Here is a 17621-nt window from a genome sequence, read left to right as displayed (position 1 = left end):
TGTTAATACACAAATTTAGTAGGAAATACGTTCCTTGCAAGCGTTTTGTGTTAATTTAGAGTATTTTGTTGATAACTTATTTTTTTTGTTGATAAAGTAAAGATTGTTTCTTGTTAAAGTGTATGAGGTGCCCTTTTTGTTGGTGTTAATAGACTTTTGCGTCAACAGAAAATACAATCCCGTTCAGAAATTCAGAAGTATTCATTTTCTTTTTGCCTGGAAACTGTAGAGTAAGTATTTGGATAAATCCTTTTTTTACAGCTACCCTCATTTCTTTTTTGGTGCAAATTAAACTCCCGACAGCATAATTATGTTCCTCAGTGATTATTTTGGCTTCGTATAGCTTTACATTCCACTCTTCACTCTTGTCGCCAAAGTAACTCCAAGCCGCTGGGTACGGACTCAAACCTCGGATCAGATTGTTTATTTCCTGCGCTGATTTTGTCCAGTCTATTTTGCAATTCTCTTTGTTGAGTTTGTAGGCTGTTTTGATATCGTTGGTGTCTTTTTGAATCACTGTCGATACACTTCCTTTTTCGATCAGTGCCAAAGTGTCAATAACGGTCTCGCTTCCTAATTCCATTAATCGGTCATGCAAATGTCCCGCATTTTCGGTTTCATCAATTGGAATTTCCGAACTTAAAATCATTGCGCCTGTATCAATTTTATCATCGATAAAAAAAGTGGTGACACCAGTTTTAGTTTCTCCATTAATGATTGCCCAGTTTATGGGTGCCGCGCCGCGATAATTCGGCAGGAGCGAAGCATGAAGATTAAAAGTGCCTAAAGAGGGCATTTCCCAAACTACTTTTGGCAGCATTCTAAACGCAACTACAGTTTGCAAATTAGCATTCAACGCTTTTAATTCAGCTAAAAAAGTTTCGTCTTTTAAGTTTAAAGGCTGCAATAAAGTTAGATTATTGGCTAGTGCGTATTCCTTTACTGCTGAGTATTTTAATTTTTGTCCGCGACCTGCAGGTTTGTCTGCAGCAGTAATGACACCTACGACTTCGTAGTTGTTTTTAAGTATCGTGTCTAATATTCCCACGGCAAATTCGGGCGTACCCATAAAAACTATTCGTAATTTTTTCATTATGATCGTAAAGTATATTTATTATTTGGTTTAACCAAAATTGTGTTGTTTTCTAGTAAATCCTGAAGTACAAAGATAACTTCGTCTGGACTATTTTTAGTTTTATTTTGAATGTCTCTTGAGTTTAAATCTTCTGCTTGTAATAACGCAATTATTTCTTTGGAAAGTACCGATACCTCTTTTTTCTTTATTTTTTTAGTAATGCAAAAGGAGCAAACGCCGCAATCAACGGTTGTTTTTTCGCCAAAATAATTTAGAATCAACTTATTTTTGCATACTTTTTTTTCACTTATATACTGAATTACGGATTGAAGCTGTTCTTTTTTTAACTGATTTTGATTTTCTAAATGCTTCGAAACTCGATTGATGGTTCTGTCATCTTCCCGAACTTCATTGAAAATTAATGTGGCGTCATTATTTTTCGAATGGTACTCTATAATTTTCTTTTCTTTTAATTTATGTAAAACAGCCTGAATTTCAGTTTCCTTATGGTTTGATTTTTTAGCAATCAGTTGCAGGTTGAATGCTGTTTGCATTTCGTAAATTCCCGGATACGTGCGCAAAATGGCTAAAATAATTTCCTCGTCATTTGGATTTAAACTCATATACCGAATCACTTCTTTGGAGGGAATAAGAAACTGCATGGTGATTTTTTCTGAAAATTCTTGAGACAGGCTAATAATTCCTTGTCGGTCCAGGAATTGCATTGCATGGTACGTTTTTAAGGTTGGGAATTCATATTTTAAACAAAAATGATGTAAATTGAAGGTAAACTGTTCATTGATTCCTTCTCCGTAAGCGATTTGAAAATAGTTGCAAAGCTTGACATACATGAGATTCAAAAACTTTTTATCAGGAAGAATAGTGATAAATTGGCTTTGAGCCTGAATGATGTCAGAGGGACTGGTTAATAAAACCGCAAAAGCTCTTTCTCCGTTTCTACCCGCACGTCCGGCTTCCTGATAATAATTTTCCATATTTTCCGGAAGCTGAATGTGAATGACCGTTTTTACATTGGCTTTGTCAATTCCCATTCCAAAAGCATTGGTTGCCACAATAACCTGTACATCCTCATTCATCCAGGATTCCATGTTTTTATCTTTTTCTTTGGACGAAAGTCCGCCGTGATAATACGTAGCTTTAAATCCTAATGAATTCAATTGAGAGGAAATATCCAGACACGATTTCCTGTTTCGTACATATATTATGGAAGGTTGTGGATTTTTCTTCAGGATTTGTTCGATTCGGAACAGTTTATCCTCGACCTCAAAAATCATATAAGCAATATTTTCTCTGGCAAATGATTTTTCAAAAATCTGTGGTTTATGTAGTCCCAGTTCTGCGATGATATCTTTTTTGACTCTTGGCGTTGCAGTAGCGGTTAAGGCTAAAAATGGTACTGTTGGAAAATGCTTTTTTAGTTCTGAAATTTTTAAATAAGCTGGTCGGAAATCATGTCCCCATTGGGAAACGCAATGCGCTTCATCGATTGTGATTAAATGGATGGGAAGATTTTTTATTCGTTCTAAAATCCAATCGGATTGAAGACGCTCTGGCGATAAATAAAGGAATTTGTAATTTCCGAATTGGCAATTGTCCAATAAATCAATCATTTCTTCGGATCGAATTCCGCCTGTCAGCGCTATGGCTTTGATGTTTCGCTGTTGCAAATTGGCGACTTGATCTTTCATGAGCGCTACCAATGGCGAGATAACCAGGCAAATGCCTTCTTTCATCATTGCCGGAATCTGGAAACAAATTGATTTTCCACCGCCGGTTGGCATCAATGCAAAAGTATCTTGACCACTTAAAACGGAATCGATGATTTCCTTTTGCAGTGACCTGAATTTGTTGTGCTTCCAATATTTTTGAAGAATAGCTTCTGCTTCTTGCATAGAGTATAGATTTCATTTCATTGAAAAACAGTCCAAAGCATAGATCCTAAACCTGCAGACTATCTGGAAATTTCATCTAAGATAAAAAGAATTCGGTTATCCATCGTATCTTTTGGAACTTCTATGAGTTTGTACCCATAATTTTCATAGGTTTCAGTGAGATGATTGTAGATGAGTTTCGCTTGTTCGAAGTTTTCATAACGTTCGTGGTCGCTGATATAAATTTCTTCCCAAGGTGGGAGTATGAATATTTTTGAGTAGGTGTGTTCGCGGCAAGCCGTATCAAAAGTAGCAGGATAACTATCGCCTATGTAATGCATATAGGCCAAAACATCCGGAATTCCTCTGTCTATAAATACAATATCGTGGATTTCTTTAGAAGCATTTTGAAATTGTTTTTTTCTTCCTTCAAGAAGCAATTCGCTGAATAACAGTGGTTTTTCTAGGAATAATTGCTCGATTCCTTGTTTTTTTGCTTCCAATGTTACTTCCCGGGAAATTTCGGGATAACAACAATGTCCCTGAGCTATCAATCCATCGATGATAGTAGTTTTACCGGTTCCTGGACCGCCAATGATAACTATAATTTCTTTCTGCACTTTTAAAAAATAAGGGGCAAATTTACTTAAACTTATTGGGATTTGAAAAAATCATTGCGGTTAAAGTGCGATTAGACAAAAAATCATATTTCAAAATTCATAATTCACGTTTGAAACCGTATATTTGCCTTTATTTTTAAATAAAAAATGGATAAGAAGACGGAAGAATTTTACGATAGATTAAAAGTAGAGTTGGATATGAGCAATACATGGCCAGCAGAATATTTATTTAAATTTATTGTGCCAACAGAAAGTGATAATGTAGAACGCGTTGAGTTGGCTTTTGATTGTATGGGAGCAGTTATCAAAACCACAAAATCCAAAACAGGCAAATTTACCAGTATATCTGTTGATGTGACTGTGAAAGATGCACAAGAAATAGTAGATAAATACCTAGAAGTCTCTACAATAAAAGGCATTGTTTCTCTTTAGATATAAAAAAATTGGGATGGGTGTTCGAATGATTCCACTATTCGAAAAAGAAAACACGTAAATCAAAAAAATATACATTCAAATATGAATTCAAAATATAGTAAAGAAAATGCGAACGATGTAGTGCATCATTTGGAATACAATGCAGAGCGATCGCATTTGATTATTCCGGAGTACGGGCGTCATTTGCAAAAATTAATTGATCAGGCAACTAAAATTGAAGATGATGTAGAACGCAATAAAGCGGCAAAATACATTATTCAGGTCATGGGCAGCTTGAATCCGCATTTGCGTGATGTTCCTGATTTTCAGCACAAATTATGGGATCAAATTTTCATAATGTCTGATTTTAAACTAGTGGCGGATTCGCCCTACCCAACTCCATCTCGCGAAGTCTTACAGCTGAAACCGGATGTGTTGAGTTATCCTCAGAATTTTCCTAAATACAGGTATTACGGCAACAACATAAAATACATGATTGACGTGGCCAATAAATGGGAAGATGGCGATATGAAAAGTGCCTTGGTGAAAGTAATTGCCAATCACATGAAAAAATCATATTTGAGTTGGAACAAAGACACAGTAAAAGATGATGTCATTTTTGAACATTTATTTGAACTCTCCGATGGCAAGTTGAATTTGATTCAAAGTTCAGAGGAATTATTAAATACCACTGATTTATTACGAACCAATAAGCGGGTTTCGAATAAAATATTGCCGGTAGGACAACCCAAAATTCTTAGCAATAAGAATACAAAAACAGGAAAACCAAATCCGATTCACAAGAACCAAAATAGGAAACCTTTGTAAGTCAGTTATAAATTGGAGTTATAAGTTTTGAATTTTGTTCTATTACTTTTAGCTCGTAACTTTTTAACTCATAACTAATAATTTATAACTCATAACTGTAAAAAATGGGAATTTTCAAAATAGAAGGTGGCATCAGTCTAAAAGGAGAAATCACGCCACAAGGGGCAAAAAATGAAGCGTTGCAAATTTTATGTGCCGTTCTTTTAACACCTGAAAAAGTAATTATCAATAATATTCCTGATATTATTGACATCAATAAACTAATTACGCTTCTAGGAAATTTAGGAGTAAAAATTCAAAAAAATGGATCAGGCTCGTATACTTTTCAAGCTGATGAAGTGAATATAGAGTATCTGGAAACCGAAGCATTCAAGAAAGAAGGCGGTTCTTTAAGAGGTTCTATTATGATTGTTGGACCACTTTTGGCACGATTTGGAAAAGGATATATCCCAAAACCAGGTGGTGATAAAATAGGCCGCCGAAGATTGGATACGCATTTTGAAGGATTCATCAATCTGGGCGCTAAATTTCGTTACAACAGAGAAGATCACTTTTATGGCGTTGAAGCAGCAGAAGGGTTAAAAGGGGCCGATATGTTATTAGACGAAGCCTCCGTAACCGGAACCGCAAATATTGTTATGGCTGCCGTTTTGGCCAAAGGAAAAACAACAGTGTATAATGCAGCTTGTGAACCTTACTTGCAACAATTGTGTAAGATGTTGAACTCTATGGGAGCTAAAATAACTGGAGTTGGGTCTAACTTATTGACTATTGAAGGAGTTGAAAGTTTAGGTGGTTGCGAGCATAGAATTCTTCCAGATATGATTGAAATTGGGAGCTGGATTGGCCTGGCTGCAATGACAAAATCAGAGATTACAATAAAAAATGTCAGCTGGGACAACCTTGGTGTTATTCCTACGACCTTTAGAAAACTTGGAATTACGCTGGAACGTCGTGGCGATGATATATACATTCCTGCTCACGTAGATGGATATGAAGTAAAAACAGATATTGACGGTTCTATTTTGACAATTGCTGATGCACCTTGGCCTGGATTTACTCCGGATTTATTGAGTATTGTGCTTGTAGTTGCCACTCAGGCAAGAGGTGATGTTTTGATTCACCAAAAAATGTTTGAAAGCAGATTGTTCTTTGTGGATAAATTGATTGATATGGGAGCAAAAATTATGTTGTGCGATCCGCATAGAGCAGTTGTGATGGGGCATGATTTCAAATCGCAGCTCAAAGCCACCACAATGTCATCACCGGATATTCGTGCGGGAATTTCATTATTGATTGCTGCGCTTTCCGCAAAAGGAACGAGTACAATTCAAAACATTGAACAAATCGACAGAGGATACGAACGTATTGACGAACGATTGAGAGCTATTGGTGCAAATATTGTACGTGCATAAATAACATAAATCATAAAAATTTTCGTTTAAGTAAGCCAGAAAGAATTTAAATCTAAAATTCAATTCGGTTTACTTAAACGATTTTACTTTTATTTCATCTTTAAACAAAGCGCATGTCAAGCGAACAAACAGCGATCAAGGCGACTTATTTTAGCATTATAGGGAATACTTGCCTGGCTATTATTAAAGGGTTGGCCGGTTTTTTCGGAAATTCGTATGCACTAATTGCAGACGCAATTGAATCAACGACTGATATTTTTGCTTCTTTTTTGGTGTTGTTCGGAATTAAATATTCCAACAGGCCAGCGGATAAAAATCATCCGTACGGACATGGTAGAGCAGAACCTTTGATTACTTTTCTGGTGGTAGGTTTTTTGATTACTTCGGCCACAATTATTGCCTATGAAAGTATTGTAAATATTGGAACGCCACATCAATTACCAAAACCATGGACATTACTCGTTCTGGCTGCAATTATTATTTGGAAAGAATATTCGTTTCGACTGGTGATGAAAAGAAGCATTCAAACCAATAGTTCCTCACTACGAGCTGATGCTTGGCACCATCGCAGTGATGCCATAACTTCTGTGGCGGCATTTGTTGGAATTTTGATTGCCTTGATTTTAGGGGATGGTTACGAATCTGCGGATGATTGGGCTGCACTTTTTGCTTCGGGATTCATACTTTATAACAGTTACCTTATTTTTAGACCCGCTTTGGGCGAAATAATGGACGAACATTTATACGACGATTTAATAGCTCAAATCCGAATGGTTTCCATTCAGGTTGACGGAATTATCGATACCGAGAAATGTTTTATTCGAAAAGCCGGCATGCAATATCATGTAGATTTACATGCTACGGTCGATTCAAATATTACCGTGAAAGAAGGACACGATCTGGCTCATAAACTAAAGGATACTTTGCTAGAGGAAATTCCGGAATTGGGACAGGTGTTGATTCATGTGGAACCAAATGATTAATATTGTGGTGTATGATAAAACTAAAAAAGACACCAAAACTATTTTCGAGTGCCTTTTTTTAATTCGTTATGTTTTTGTCACATCGAGCGCAGTCGAGATGCCGTTATATTTTCCGACTGTACTGCAACTGACAAATAGATTCTTTTTTATTCCAATATATTCAAAAATTTGAGCCCAAATACTACTCCGTCTCCTTGAAATCCATTTTGGTACGAACGAACATAATCGATACGGAGCATTTTAAATTTACCGAAACCTAAATTGTCTAACCCAACTGTAATTTCAGTATAAGGTTTGTTGTTTGGCGTAGACAGCGCGTGAGCACCCAGTGTCAAAGTTGATTTTAGTTTGTTCAATAAAGGTATTTTATTCATGATATAGCCTTTGTCGTTGTATTCCGTATGCACTTCAAAATAGCTGTCGTTCGTACTGTTAGAGTAATACGGCAGTAAGTTAAATACATTCAAATAGCGCGCTGACTGCCCAATGTGGGTTTGATTGCCATTAAAATGCTTGTAATCTATAAAAGCAATGTTATCTGCATTCAGAAACTTCCCCGCTTTTAGATTCAACCCTAAAACACCTTTATTTTTCAATGTCAAATCATACGTCAATCGGCTATTGAAATGGTCAAACTCATACTTCTTTTCATTAGCCGCAATTGCTTTTTCATAGCCTAAATAAAGAGTTGGATATTTTTCATTTCGGATGTTAAATTTTCCATCGGGACGGGAGGAATATTTGTTTCCAAAATTGATTTTTGCAAGTAAATTAATTTTCGTCAAATGGTGTTTTTCAAAACCGGGAGTGGTGAAATCATTTGGTACCAACGGATTATTCGAAGTGTATAATTCGTCCTTGTTAAAAAAAGAAAAATCCGTATTGTTGAATACTGGTTTGCGTTGCTGGTATTCTATCTTTCCATTGAGATTCACGCCATTTGCAACATCTTGGCTGTAGCCAATTGCCGCTGATTCCAGATTATACAACTTCATAAAATTGTTCTTGAATGCTAGGGAACTGATTGTGTTTATTACTTTACTGATGGGTTCATTCGGATTAAATTGCTTTACAGAACTGCCTCCTGTCATATATAAAGTGGCATAATTCTGATTGTTGAACCGGTGGATAAATTGTCCGGTGACACGCAAACGATCTTCGGCAAAACCGTAATTGAGTTTTGTACTTATGGAAGTGTAGATTCCTTTACTTTCCTGATTTTTCCAGTTGGTGTATTTAAATCCTGAGTCAAAATTATATCCTTGCACCGTATTGAAACTCAATGAACCAAGATTTAATAATCCTTCATAACTAAAACTGTGTTTTTTGCTACTGTTTTTATAGGTGTAGCCGCTCAGTAGCTTCAAGATTTTGAACTTGTTCTCTTTTGTGTCTACTGAATCCAGGTATTTTTCGGAATTTCGGACCTTGTAAATGCTGTCTTTTCTAAAATAATCCATGCTTTCTTCATTTGTTAACGGAATGGGTCTGTTGGTATTCCAGAATAAGCTGTCTTTTTTATTGGCATTTATTTCGATTCTCGTAATTTCATTTGTAAATGTTTTGGGTGCAAAAGCATTTATGAATTCATAATTGCTATACACGTAATTGTATTTTCCGGTAAATTTTATCCCAAAAGCACCTGCTGTGATTTCGAGACTTTGGGTATTTTTGGCCCAGATTTTATTGCTGTTGTTGTAACTGAAATTTTGTTTTAAGGTCATCACATCCATAAATTCTTCTTTTATTCGGTAGCCTTTTATATCCAGATCAACGGCGTAAATCGCCCAGGAGTCTTCCACTATATAAATGTACCCTTCAAAAACGGGTTCACTGTCGCGCTTTGCAATCACTTTTATTTTGTTGATCATGTTTGTATTCTCGTCAAAAAAAGTGCTTTCTAAGGTGTAATTATAGTAGTTGAACGCGTTGTTCGCTATTGGAGAAATCATTTGGACACTAAAATCGATGGTGTTGTCATAAAAATCGTAGAATGAAGATGTAGCCGTATTGTAGCTGTAGCCATTGTCTCTGCCACTTACTTTTGAGGCAGTAACTACTTCTTTTAAGTTATTGGGTTTCTCAAATGCTATTTTTGAAAACGTTTCAGATAAGGAAATGATTCCGGTTCCGGTAGAATCCAGTGCGCCATCAAGATCACCAATTTTTTGGCCTAATATTTTTTTTGGGGCATTTTTTAGTTTAAAAATACCGCGGGAATAAAAGTTAGCGTTGAATCGATTTGTTTTTTTGGTGTTTTGTTTTCTGCTGGCAATGGCACTTTTTATTATCGCTAAAGCCGGATTGTTTTTTTTGTTGATGATTACTTCGTTCAGCGAGAAACTTTCTTCGATCATTTTGATGTGCAACGAATAAGGGAGTTTGTCTGTTTGTATAACTACTTTCTGGGTTTTAAAACCTAAAAATTGAAAGACAACTGTTTGTTTTTCCTTTTTCTTTAAGTTGAATTCATAGTTTCCTTGCTCGTTTGAAGTGGTTCCATTATAGGTGTCCTCCTGAAAAATAGTCACAAAAGGCAAGGGATTTCCTTTTTCGTCCGAAACGGTTCCTTTAATTTGTGCAGTACTGACAAATGAAACTAATAAAAGCAGTAGTAAGTAGTATTTTTTCATGAAAGTTTTTTCTTTCACAAAAATAGAAGAAGTTACAAAAGAGCGTATTAATTATTTGTTAAAGATTTATCTAATGGCTTATTTTATTTTGATACTACAAAAATGACTGAATCGCCAGCTCATAACTCTTTAAACCAAAACCCAGAATAACACCTTTGGTATTTCCAGAAATATAGGATTGATGTCTAAAACTTTCACGGGAAAACGTATTCGAAATATGAACTTCAACCACTGGAGTGGTAACGGCTTTTACAGCGTCGCCAATTCCTATAGAAGTATGTGTATACGCTCCGGCATTTAGGATTATGCCATCAAATGAAAAACCAAATTCCTGAATTTTATCAATTAATTCCCCTTCAATGTTACTTTGGAAATAAGTAAATGCTATTGCTGGGTATTTAATTTGTAAAGTAGTGAAATATTCTTCAAAAGTTTGATTTCCGTAAACTGAAGGCTCGCGTTGACCCAGAAGATTGAGGTTCGGTCCATTGATGATACTAATTTTCATAAGTAGTTGCTATTTGTTTTTTATTTGAATATCGAATTCCCATGTGGCTTATCTGGTTTTCATTACATTTCCGATACGCTCATTTTATAATTCCTGATTCTGTAAAAATAAAAAAACCGTTCCACTTTATAGAACGGTTTTAATAAATTTAATTTTTTATTTTTTTAGAATGTGAATCCTGCGGAAATTTGAAGAACAGAGTTCTTAACTTCTGCTTGTTTTGAAGCTTCAGTTAATCCTAACACATAACGACCTTGAAGGAAAATGTGTTTAGTGACATTTAGAGTTAAACCACCGGCTACTCCAAATTCAAAAGTTTCTGCATTTTTTACATCAAATTCATTTCTTTCACTCAATAGGAATGAAGCTTGTGGTCCAAGATCTAAACTTACTGTTTTGTTGAAATGAAATTTAGCCATGACAGGAATAGATAAATACCCTAATTCATTTTTGAACTCATCGACAGCATTTTTATACGTTGCTCCCTGAGTGGAATACAATAATTCGGGTTGTATCGAAAAACCATCTGTCAATTTAAGTTCAGCTACTAAACCCCCATGATAACTGGTAATCGCATCAGTGTTGTAATTATTACTGTTTACTGTGATATCAGTTCCTGATTGATTGGCGTAATTTAAACCCCCTTTAAACCCAAACTTGATCAATTGTGCTTGCATGTCTACTGACGCGGCAAGAAGAACTACTGCAACTAGAATTATTTTTTTCATAATTTTTTTTTAAATTAATTTAATGAGAGCATGTATTATAAACTGTTTTGTTTGATTATTATTGTTGTCTTATCTCTAATCAAAAATTAGTCCACATTTTGTTAATAGGAATAATAGTTATTTTTTTTAATTATTATTCTTGGTTAGTTTGGATTAAAATGTTACAATTGAGTGCGTTGTGTATTTATAAATTTATAATTATATTTTTTATGTGAAGAAAAATACTGTCAATTTTAAAAGTTAATTTTTTCATAAAAATCGTACAAATTATTTAGCGTTATCTACTTTCGTTCCAATAAAAACAAATCAACATGAAAAAAAATATGCTGTGCGGTATTGTCTTTTTTGCTTTTTTAGTTGCTCAAGCTCAAGAAAATGAAGTACAAATACAAGGAAATCAAGTTTCTAAAGGAAAATGGTTAATTGAAGCAAATACAGGTTTTGGGCAAAATGTAGGCAATACTTCTTTGTACTTTAAAACATCTGATGGTGTTACCGCCTATAATATAGGGGTTGAAGGGGGGTTATTTTATTAAAGATAACTTAGCAATTAAAGTGGGATAGGCTATGGCGACGATGGTGTCAGTACTCTCACGGACCCAATTGCGTATAAATTAGGATTGAAGTATTATTTTAAAAGTAAAATTCCGGTCGAGATTTCCTATAATGGTGTAGGCTTTGGCGATACAGATGCAAATCCTGCCTACATTGGTTTTCAAGCAGGATACGCTTTTTTTCTTGGCAAAAATGTAAGTATGGAACCAGGTATTCGCTACAATAATGCGGTTAACAAGTCGTTTTATGATTCAAATTTTCAATTTAATATGGGTTTTGCATTGCATTTCTAAAGTTTGCATAGTTACATTCAAAAGCCTCTCAATTTGGAAGGTTTTTTAATGAATAAAAGTGTTACTTTGTGTTTATGAATTGGACTGCTTACATAAAAAGGTATCAATCGTACTTAAAAATTGAGCGCGGTTTGTCTCACAACACAATAGAAAATTATTCGTTTGATGTACAACGATTGTGTCTTTTTTTGACTGAAAATAAAATGGAAGTTTCACCCATTCAAATTGATGAAGAAATACTTCAACAGTTTATTTACAGTGTTTCAAAAGAAGTGAATCCCCGTTCACAAGCCCGAATTATCTCTGGTCTTAAAAGTTTTTTTGGTTATTTAATGTTTGAGGACTATCGAACAGATAATCCATTAGAACTTATAGAAACACCCAAAACGGGCAGGAAACTTCCAGATATTTTATCTGTTGATGAGATCGATACTCTTATTGCAGCCATTGATTTGACCTCTAATGAAGGGGAACGCAATCGCGCTATGATGGAAACCCTTTATGGTTGTGGGCTTCGGGTTTCGGAATTAGTGGCATTAAAAATGTCCGACTTGTTTTTTGAAGAGGGTTTTATAAAAGTTACCGGAAAAGGAAACAAACAGCGCTTTGTACCTGTAGGGGATTATACTCAAAAATTCATCATTATCTACAGGGATACAAAACGAAATCAACTGAATATAAAAAAAGGTTTTGAAGATACGTTGTTTTTAAATAGAAGGGGAAGCCAATTGACAAGAGCCATGATTTTTACGATAATCAAAAATTTAGCGTCAGTCATAGCGTTGCACAAAACAATTAGTCCACATACCCTGCGGCATTCTTTTGCCACACACCTTTTAGAAAACGGGGCTGATTTGCGTGCAATACAATTGATGCTTGGTCATGAATCAATCACCACAACGGAAATATACGTACACCTTGACAGAACATTTCTTACTCAGGTTCTAAATACTTTTCACCCAAGAAAGTAATATTTTTATTAGCTTAACCTGTTGGTTGTAATTAGATTTTGATGAAAATTTTCGTCAGTTCGAGTGATCCCGCTTTTAGGCGGGATTATATCGAGAACTAGAAAATTAGTATTAATAACGATTCTCGATACACGTCACTTCGAGTGCGAAGCGTATCGAGAAGTTTTGTTCCGTTTTACTCTACAAAAAACACTCGAACTGACGTTTTGAACAATTGTACCCAACGGGTTAGTTTAGTTTAGTTGAAATTTTATAAAATTGATACTTTTTTTATGTTTGAATAAAAATAAAATCTAAATTATAATCGCATTTAAATGATATAAAAAGTAATTATGGTTTTTGATGTTCCCTAAAACGAAAATTACCAAGAGATAAATAATTTTTAAAAACCGTATTTTCAGTGCAAAAAAAAACTTCTCCATACGGAGAAGTTTTTTTGTTTCTTATAATGGGAATAAATTATTTAGCAATATTCACAGCTCTTGTTTCCCGTATTACGGTTACTTTAACTTGGCCCGGATAGGTCATTTCTGTTTGAATTTTTTGTGAAATATCGAAAGATAAGGTAGCCGCATTTTCATCCGAAACCTTTTCGCTCTCTACGATAACCCGAAGTTCTCTACCAGCTTGAATGGCATAAGCATTTTTCACACCGCTAAAGCCGTACGCTACTTCCTCAAGATCTTTTAGACGTTGTATATAAGAATCCAAGACTTGTCTTCTTGCTCCTGGTCTTGCACCTGAAATAGCATCACAAACCTGAATGATCGGGGATAGTAATGATTTCATCTCTATCTCGTCATGGTGAGCACCAATCGCATTACAAACCTCTTCTTTTTCACCGTATTTTTCAGCCCATTGCATTCCTAACAACGCGTGTGGTAAATCACTTTCAGCATCTGGAACTTTACCAATATCGTGCAATAAACCAGCTCTTTTAGCCAGTTTTACGTTTAAGCCAAGTTCAGCTGCCATGATTCCACATAGTTTAGAAACTTCCCGGGAGTGTTGCAATAAATTCTGTCCGTAAGAAGAACGGTATTTCATGCGTCCTACTACTTTAATCAATTCAGGGTGTAATCCGTGAATTCCTAAGTCTATAACGGTACGTTTACCCACTTCTATAATTTCATCGTCAATTTGTTTGGCAGTTTTTGCTACTACTTCTTCAATACGAGCCGGGTGAATTCTTCCGTCAGTCACTAATTTATGTAATGCTAAACGTGCAATTTCTCTTCGAACCGGATCAAAACAGGAAAGGATAATCGCCTCCGGGGTGTCATCTACAATGATTTCTACTCCTGTAGCTGCTTCCAGTGCACGGATATTTCTACCTTCACGGCCTATGATTCGTCCTTTTACATCATCAGATTCAATGTTGAATACTGAAACGCAATTTTCTACTGCTTCTTCGGTTCCAACTCTTTGAATGGTGTTGATGATTATTTTCTTAGCCTCTTGTTGTGCTGTAAGTTTCGCCTCTTCAATCGTGTCTTGTATGTGAGACATTGCTTTGCTTTTAGCCTCGGCTTTAAGTCCTTCAATCAATTGATTTTTTGCTTCCTCAGCGGATAAGCCGGAGATTACTTCCAATTGTTGCAATTGACTCTTATGAAGTTTGTCCACTTCAGCCTGTCTTTTGTCTAAAATATCTATTTTAGAGTTGTATTCTACCGTTTTTGCTTCAAAATCATCATTTACTTTTTTAGCTTTTGATAATTCATTTGAAATTTGAGATTCTTTGTCCCGAACTCTTTTTTCTATTTCAGCGACTTTTTTATCACGAGAAAGGATCACTTGCTCATGTTCTGATTTTAATTCAATAAATTTTTCTTTCGCTTGAAGAATTTTATCCTTCTTTATATTTTCAGCTTCAAGATTGGCATCTTTAAGAATCGATGCGGCTTCTTTTTTTGAATTCTTAATCAAGTTAGAGATATTGCTTTTTTCTATCATTTTTGCGATGGCAAAACCGCCTGCAATACCTATAATTCCCGTAATAATAATCGTTAATATGTTGTCCATGTTTGTTAAAATTTATAAATAAAAAAGCCTACATTAGTTGTGTTGAATAAACTCGGAAAGACAAGTTTTGAGCTAACTCACTGTTCAAGTTTCCTCGCCGGGGCGTGGCATGCTTTAGTAGTGATGATTTGCTCATTCTAAATTGTTAGTGTTGAGTTTACCAAATGTGAACTAATGTAGGCAGTATCTTAGTTTTTGTAAAGAACGTTTATTTGTCGAGATATTGATCTAAAACCGCATTGATTTTTTTAATTCTTTCAATGGTTTCTTCTCCATCAATTGCATTATCAATTTGTTTTTGTTCCGTTTGTGAGGCAAATTGCAGGGCACACATTGCTAAAACATCCTGCTTATCACGAACGGCATAGTTTTCTTCAAATTGCTTTATCATTTTATCAATTTTTTTTGAAGCACTTCTCAGTCCTTCTTCCTGTGAAAGATCAACCGTTAACGGGTAGACTCTGTCTGCAATTGATATTTTAATTTTAAGCTTTTCGTCCATATCTTTTATTAGTCTGATAGCTGGGCTATACAATAATCAATTTCGCGAATTAATGAATTTATTTTAAACTTGGTATCTCTTTTATTATCGTCACTGCCTAGTAATGCATTCGCTACTTTGAGTGTTTCATACTGCGTTTTTAAGGCCTCAATCTGTTGTGATTGAGTTAGTATTATAGATGCAGTTTTTGTTAATTCGTTTCTTAAATCTTGATTGTTTTGTTCCAAACTTTTCATTTTTATGAAAAGTTTTTCAACTTTATTTTCAAGAGTATCAATAATTTCTGCAATTGCACTCATTATATATTCTAATTCATTACATAATCATACAAAGTTAGTATTCCTTTTTAATTTTGCAATATTTTATTATTTTTTTTGCATTTATTTAGTTAAATAACAGTTAAACAATTGATTAGGAACTGTTTTTTTTTAGAACTGTTTTTGCATACTTTTTTTTTACCTTAGCAAAAATGTAAACAATGAAATTTTCTCTTTATTTAGTATTTTTTTGCAACTTTGTTTTTGCGCAAGCGGAGTATCCCAAAGATTATTTTAGGTCTCCATTAGACATTCCGATGCAATTGTCAGGGAATTTTGGAGAATTACGACCCAACCATTTTCATGCAGGATTTGATTTAAGAACCCAGCAAAAGGAGGGTTTCAAGGTGTATGCAGTAGCCGATGGGTATGTGTCCAGAATAAAAATTTCTACTTTTGGTAATGGAAAAACAATTTATATTAATCATCCTAATGGTTTTACATCCGTTTATGGGCATTTAAAAATGGCCAATGGTGCCATTGAAAGCTACATCAAAAACAGCCATTATAAAGAGGAATCATTTGAAATTGAAATGTTTTTTAAACCCGATGAAATGCAGGTTAAAAACGGGGATGTTATCGCTTTTTCTGGTAATACAGGATCTTCTCAAGGTCCTCATCTGCATTTTGAATTTCGAGATTCCAAAACGGAGTTCATAATCAACCCCATGCTTTTTGGCTACGATACATATTTAAAAGACACTAAAAAACCAATTGTTTCAGCCGTTTACGTGTACCCTTTAGATTCAAAAACAACAGTTAACCATTCCAAACGACCAATAGCTCTCAATGTTTCGTTACAAAAAGATGGGACTTACCTGTCTGATAAAGTAACCGCAAATGGCGTGATTGGTTTTGGTATTTCCGCTTCTGATAGTGATGATGTCTCGTTTAATGTTAACGGAGTGTACAAGGTGCACTCCTTTTATAATGGGAAACCAAATTTTGGGTATGAATTCAACACCTATTCCTTTGATGAGATGCGTTACATTAATGCTTTGATTGATTATCCCAGATATAAAAAAACGCAACAACGGGTTCAGAAACTTTTTATGAAAACTCCGTATAATTTGAGCATTATTCAAGCCGATGAAAATAAAGGTGTGTTGCAAATAACGCCAAATTTAGCTTCGTTGTATCGCATTGAAGTGTCAGATTTCTTTGGAAACAAAAAAATAATAGCGATTCCTATTCAATATGATTTATTGCCAACGGTTATAAGCCCGGAACCTGCGGTGTCAAATTATTTTGTGAACGCTAACGTAGATAGCAATTTTGCTTTAGAGAACATGTCAGTTTTCTTTCCTGCGGGAACATTTTACGATGATTTTAATATGAATTTTGATGTAAAAAACGACATTTTATGGTTGCATGATGACACCGTTCCTGCCCATAGTAATTTTACTGTTTCTATTGAAGACACAAAAGCGACGGAACTGCAAAGAGAGAAAATGTTTATTGGCAGAATCGAGGGAAAATCTACAAATTACAATCCGACATATAGAAAAGACAACGTATTTAGCACCAAAGTCAAAATTTTGGGTAAATATGCTTTGGTTTCTGATACCGTTGCTCCTAAAATCACCATGAATGCACCTGTAGAAGGAAAATGGATCAGTACACAAAAAACGATTCAGCTTTCTATATCCGATGATTTGTCAGGCATCAAATCATACAATGGGTATTTGAACGGAAAATGGGTATTGTTTGAATATGATAATAAAACCAGAAAAATTACTCATTATTTTAGTGATGGGATTGTTGCAGAAGGCGCCAATGATTTAAAAGTGATAGTGACGGATAATGTAGGAAATTCAACTACCTTTGAAACGCGTTTTTTTAGAAGTCAAAAATAATAAAAG

17 protein-coding genes are annotated in these 17621 nt (G+C 34.9%); 8 read left to right on the top strand and 9 right to left on the bottom strand.

Annotation, left to right across the window (positions count from 1 at the left end; genetic code table 11):
* Positions 1-145 precede the first annotated feature (145 nt).
* The 3 genes from fmt to EKL95_RS00380 are packed head-to-tail and all read right to left on the bottom strand — an operon-like array spanning position 146 to position 3587.
* A complete protein-coding gene (gene fmt / locus EKL95_RS00390; protein WP_126555883.1) occupies positions 146-1093 on the bottom strand; it encodes a methionyl-tRNA formyltransferase in 948 nt (315 codons plus the stop codon).
* Positions 1093-2988: an ATP-dependent DNA helicase RecQ gene (locus EKL95_RS00385; RefSeq protein WP_126555880.1), complete on the bottom strand. Its 1896-nt coding sequence runs from the start codon at positions 2986-2988 to the stop codon at positions 1093-1095. Before EKL95_RS00385 ends, fmt begins: the two co-directional genes overlap by 1 nt.
* Positions 2989-3047: 59 nt before the next feature.
* A complete protein-coding gene (locus EKL95_RS00380; RefSeq protein WP_126463169.1) occupies positions 3048-3587 on the bottom strand; it encodes an AAA family ATPase in 540 nt (179 codons plus the stop codon).
* Positions 3588-3734: 147 nt separating this feature from the next.
* Here EKL95_RS00380 and EKL95_RS00375 point away from each other — a divergent pair, with 147 nt between their 5' ends.
* The 4 genes from EKL95_RS00375 to EKL95_RS00360 all read left to right on the top strand — a co-directional run bounded on the left by EKL95_RS00375 (position 3735) and on the right by EKL95_RS00360 (position 7227).
* Entirely contained in the window at positions 3735-4019 is a 285-nt protein-coding gene (locus EKL95_RS00375; protein WP_126463171.1) for a DUF493 family protein, read from the top strand.
* 84 nt (positions 4020-4103) lie between these two features.
* On the top strand, positions 4104-4829 hold the full coding sequence (locus tag EKL95_RS00370) for a DUF4290 domain-containing protein (RefSeq protein WP_126463173.1): 726 nt from the start codon (positions 4104-4106) through the stop codon (positions 4827-4829).
* A 104-nt stretch (positions 4830-4933) separates the two neighbouring features.
* Complete coding sequence (gene murA, locus EKL95_RS00365; protein ID WP_126454424.1) at positions 4934-6244, top strand: UDP-N-acetylglucosamine 1-carboxyvinyltransferase; 1311 nt, start codon at positions 4934-4936, stop codon at positions 6242-6244.
* Between the two features lie 113 nt (positions 6245-6357).
* Positions 6358-7227, top strand: coding sequence for a cation diffusion facilitator family transporter (locus EKL95_RS00360; protein ID WP_126563312.1), 870 nt, complete (start codon positions 6358-6360; stop codon positions 7225-7227).
* Positions 7228-7373: 146 nt separating this feature from the next.
* On the opposite strand, the gene EKL95_RS00355 is transcribed toward EKL95_RS00360, so the two are convergent.
* From EKL95_RS00355 to EKL95_RS00345, 3 genes are all read right to left on the bottom strand, one after another.
* Entirely contained in the window at positions 7374-9860 is a 2487-nt protein-coding gene (locus EKL95_RS00355) for a DUF5686 and carboxypeptidase regulatory-like domain-containing protein (RefSeq protein WP_126555875.1), read from the bottom strand.
* 94 nt (positions 9861-9954) lie between these two features.
* Positions 9955-10368 (bottom strand): type II 3-dehydroquinate dehydratase, encoded by a 414-nt coding sequence (gene aroQ, locus EKL95_RS00350; protein ID WP_126555872.1) that lies wholly within the window; start codon positions 10366-10368, stop codon positions 9955-9957.
* A 164-nt stretch (positions 10369-10532) separates the two neighbouring features.
* Positions 10533-11096 (bottom strand): porin family protein, encoded by a 564-nt coding sequence (locus EKL95_RS00345; RefSeq protein ID WP_126561673.1) that lies wholly within the window; start codon positions 11094-11096, stop codon positions 10533-10535.
* Positions 11097-11407: 311 nt separating this feature from the next.
* Between EKL95_RS00345 and EKL95_RS00340 the strand changes: the two genes are divergently transcribed.
* The 3 genes from EKL95_RS00340 (at position 11408) to xerD (ending at position 12915) form a co-directional block, all read left to right on the top strand.
* Positions 11408-11632 (top strand): hypothetical protein, encoded by a 225-nt coding sequence (locus EKL95_RS00340; protein ID WP_126561674.1) that lies wholly within the window; start codon positions 11408-11410, stop codon positions 11630-11632.
* Positions 11633-11716: 84 nt separating this feature from the next.
* The gene (locus EKL95_RS00335; RefSeq protein WP_126561675.1) at positions 11717-11944 is read left to right on the top strand and encodes a hypothetical protein; all 228 of its coding nucleotides are present in this window, start codon (positions 11717-11719) and stop codon (positions 11942-11944) included.
* Positions 11945-12018: 74 nt separating this feature from the next.
* Complete coding sequence (gene xerD / locus EKL95_RS00330) at positions 12019-12915, top strand: site-specific tyrosine recombinase XerD (RefSeq protein ID WP_126555869.1); 897 nt, start codon at positions 12019-12021, stop codon at positions 12913-12915.
* 459 nt (positions 12916-13374) lie between these two features.
* Here the strand turns inward: xerD and rny are convergent, their stop codons facing one another.
* From rny to EKL95_RS00315, 3 genes are all read right to left on the bottom strand, one after another.
* Entirely contained in the window at positions 13375-14940 is a 1566-nt protein-coding gene (gene rny / locus EKL95_RS00325; RefSeq protein ID WP_126463186.1) for a ribonuclease Y, read from the bottom strand.
* A gap of 208 nt (positions 14941-15148) precedes the next feature.
* Complete coding sequence (locus EKL95_RS00320; RefSeq protein WP_126463188.1) at positions 15149-15442, bottom strand: cell division protein ZapA; 294 nt, start codon at positions 15440-15442, stop codon at positions 15149-15151.
* Positions 15443-15450: 8 nt separating this feature from the next.
* A complete protein-coding gene (locus tag EKL95_RS00315; protein ID WP_126463190.1) occupies positions 15451-15741 on the bottom strand; it encodes a hypothetical protein in 291 nt (96 codons plus the stop codon).
* Between the two features lie 179 nt (positions 15742-15920).
* Here EKL95_RS00315 and EKL95_RS00310 point away from each other — a divergent pair, with 179 nt between their 5' ends.
* A complete protein-coding gene (locus EKL95_RS00310; protein ID WP_126563311.1) occupies positions 15921-17615 on the top strand; it encodes a M23 family metallopeptidase in 1695 nt (564 codons plus the stop codon).
* Positions 17616-17621 lie beyond the last annotated feature (6 nt).

Origin of the sequence: Flavobacterium sp. LB2P53, assembly GCF_003970305.1 — a bacterium.
Classification (GTDB): Bacteria; Bacteroidota; Bacteroidia; order Flavobacteriales; family Flavobacteriaceae; genus Flavobacterium.
This window is presented reverse-complemented; position numbering and strand designations above follow the sequence as displayed.

Excerpts from the sequence above, each read along its gene's own strand:
- fmt (WP_126555883.1), bottom strand. The coding sequence starts at position 1,093 with ATGAAAAAATTACGAATAGTTTTTATGGGTACGCCCGAATTTGCCGTG.
- murA (WP_126454424.1), top strand. The coding sequence starts at position 4,934 with ATGGGAATTTTCAAAATAGAAGGTGGCATCAGTCTAAAAGGAGAAATC.
- EKL95_RS00370 (WP_126463173.1), top strand. The coding sequence starts at position 4,104 with ATGAATTCAAAATATAGTAAAGAAAATGCGAACGATGTAGTGCATCAT.
- EKL95_RS00355 (WP_126555875.1), bottom strand. The coding sequence starts at position 9,860 with ATGAAAAAATACTACTTACTACTGCTTTTATTAGTTTCATTTGTCAGT.
- EKL95_RS00360 (WP_126563312.1), top strand. The coding sequence starts at position 6,358 with ATGTCAAGCGAACAAACAGCGATCAAGGCGACTTATTTTAGCATTATA.
- rny (WP_126463186.1), bottom strand. The coding sequence starts at position 14,940 with ATGGACAACATATTAACGATTATTATTACGGGAATTATAGGTATTGCA.
- EKL95_RS00375 (WP_126463171.1), top strand. The coding sequence starts at position 3,735 with ATGGATAAGAAGACGGAAGAATTTTACGATAGATTAAAAGTAGAGTTG.
- EKL95_RS00320 (WP_126463188.1), bottom strand. The coding sequence starts at position 15,442 with ATGGACGAAAAGCTTAAAATTAAAATATCAATTGCAGACAGAGTCTAC.
- EKL95_RS00345 (WP_126561673.1), bottom strand. The coding sequence starts at position 11,096 with ATGAAAAAAATAATTCTAGTTGCAGTAGTTCTTCTTGCCGCGTCAGTA.
- EKL95_RS00385 (WP_126555880.1), bottom strand. The coding sequence starts at position 2,988 with ATGCAAGAAGCAGAAGCTATTCTTCAAAAATATTGGAAGCACAACAAA.
- aroQ (WP_126555872.1), bottom strand. The coding sequence starts at position 10,368 with ATGAAAATTAGTATCATCAATGGACCGAACCTCAATCTTCTGGGTCAA.
- EKL95_RS00340 (WP_126561674.1), top strand. The coding sequence starts at position 11,408 with ATGAAAAAAAATATGCTGTGCGGTATTGTCTTTTTTGCTTTTTTAGTT.
- EKL95_RS00310 (WP_126563311.1), top strand. The coding sequence starts at position 15,921 with ATGAAATTTTCTCTTTATTTAGTATTTTTTTGCAACTTTGTTTTTGCG.
- EKL95_RS00315 (WP_126463190.1), bottom strand. The coding sequence starts at position 15,741 with ATGAGTGCAATTGCAGAAATTATTGATACTCTTGAAAATAAAGTTGAA.
- xerD (WP_126555869.1), top strand. The coding sequence starts at position 12,019 with ATGAATTGGACTGCTTACATAAAAAGGTATCAATCGTACTTAAAAATT.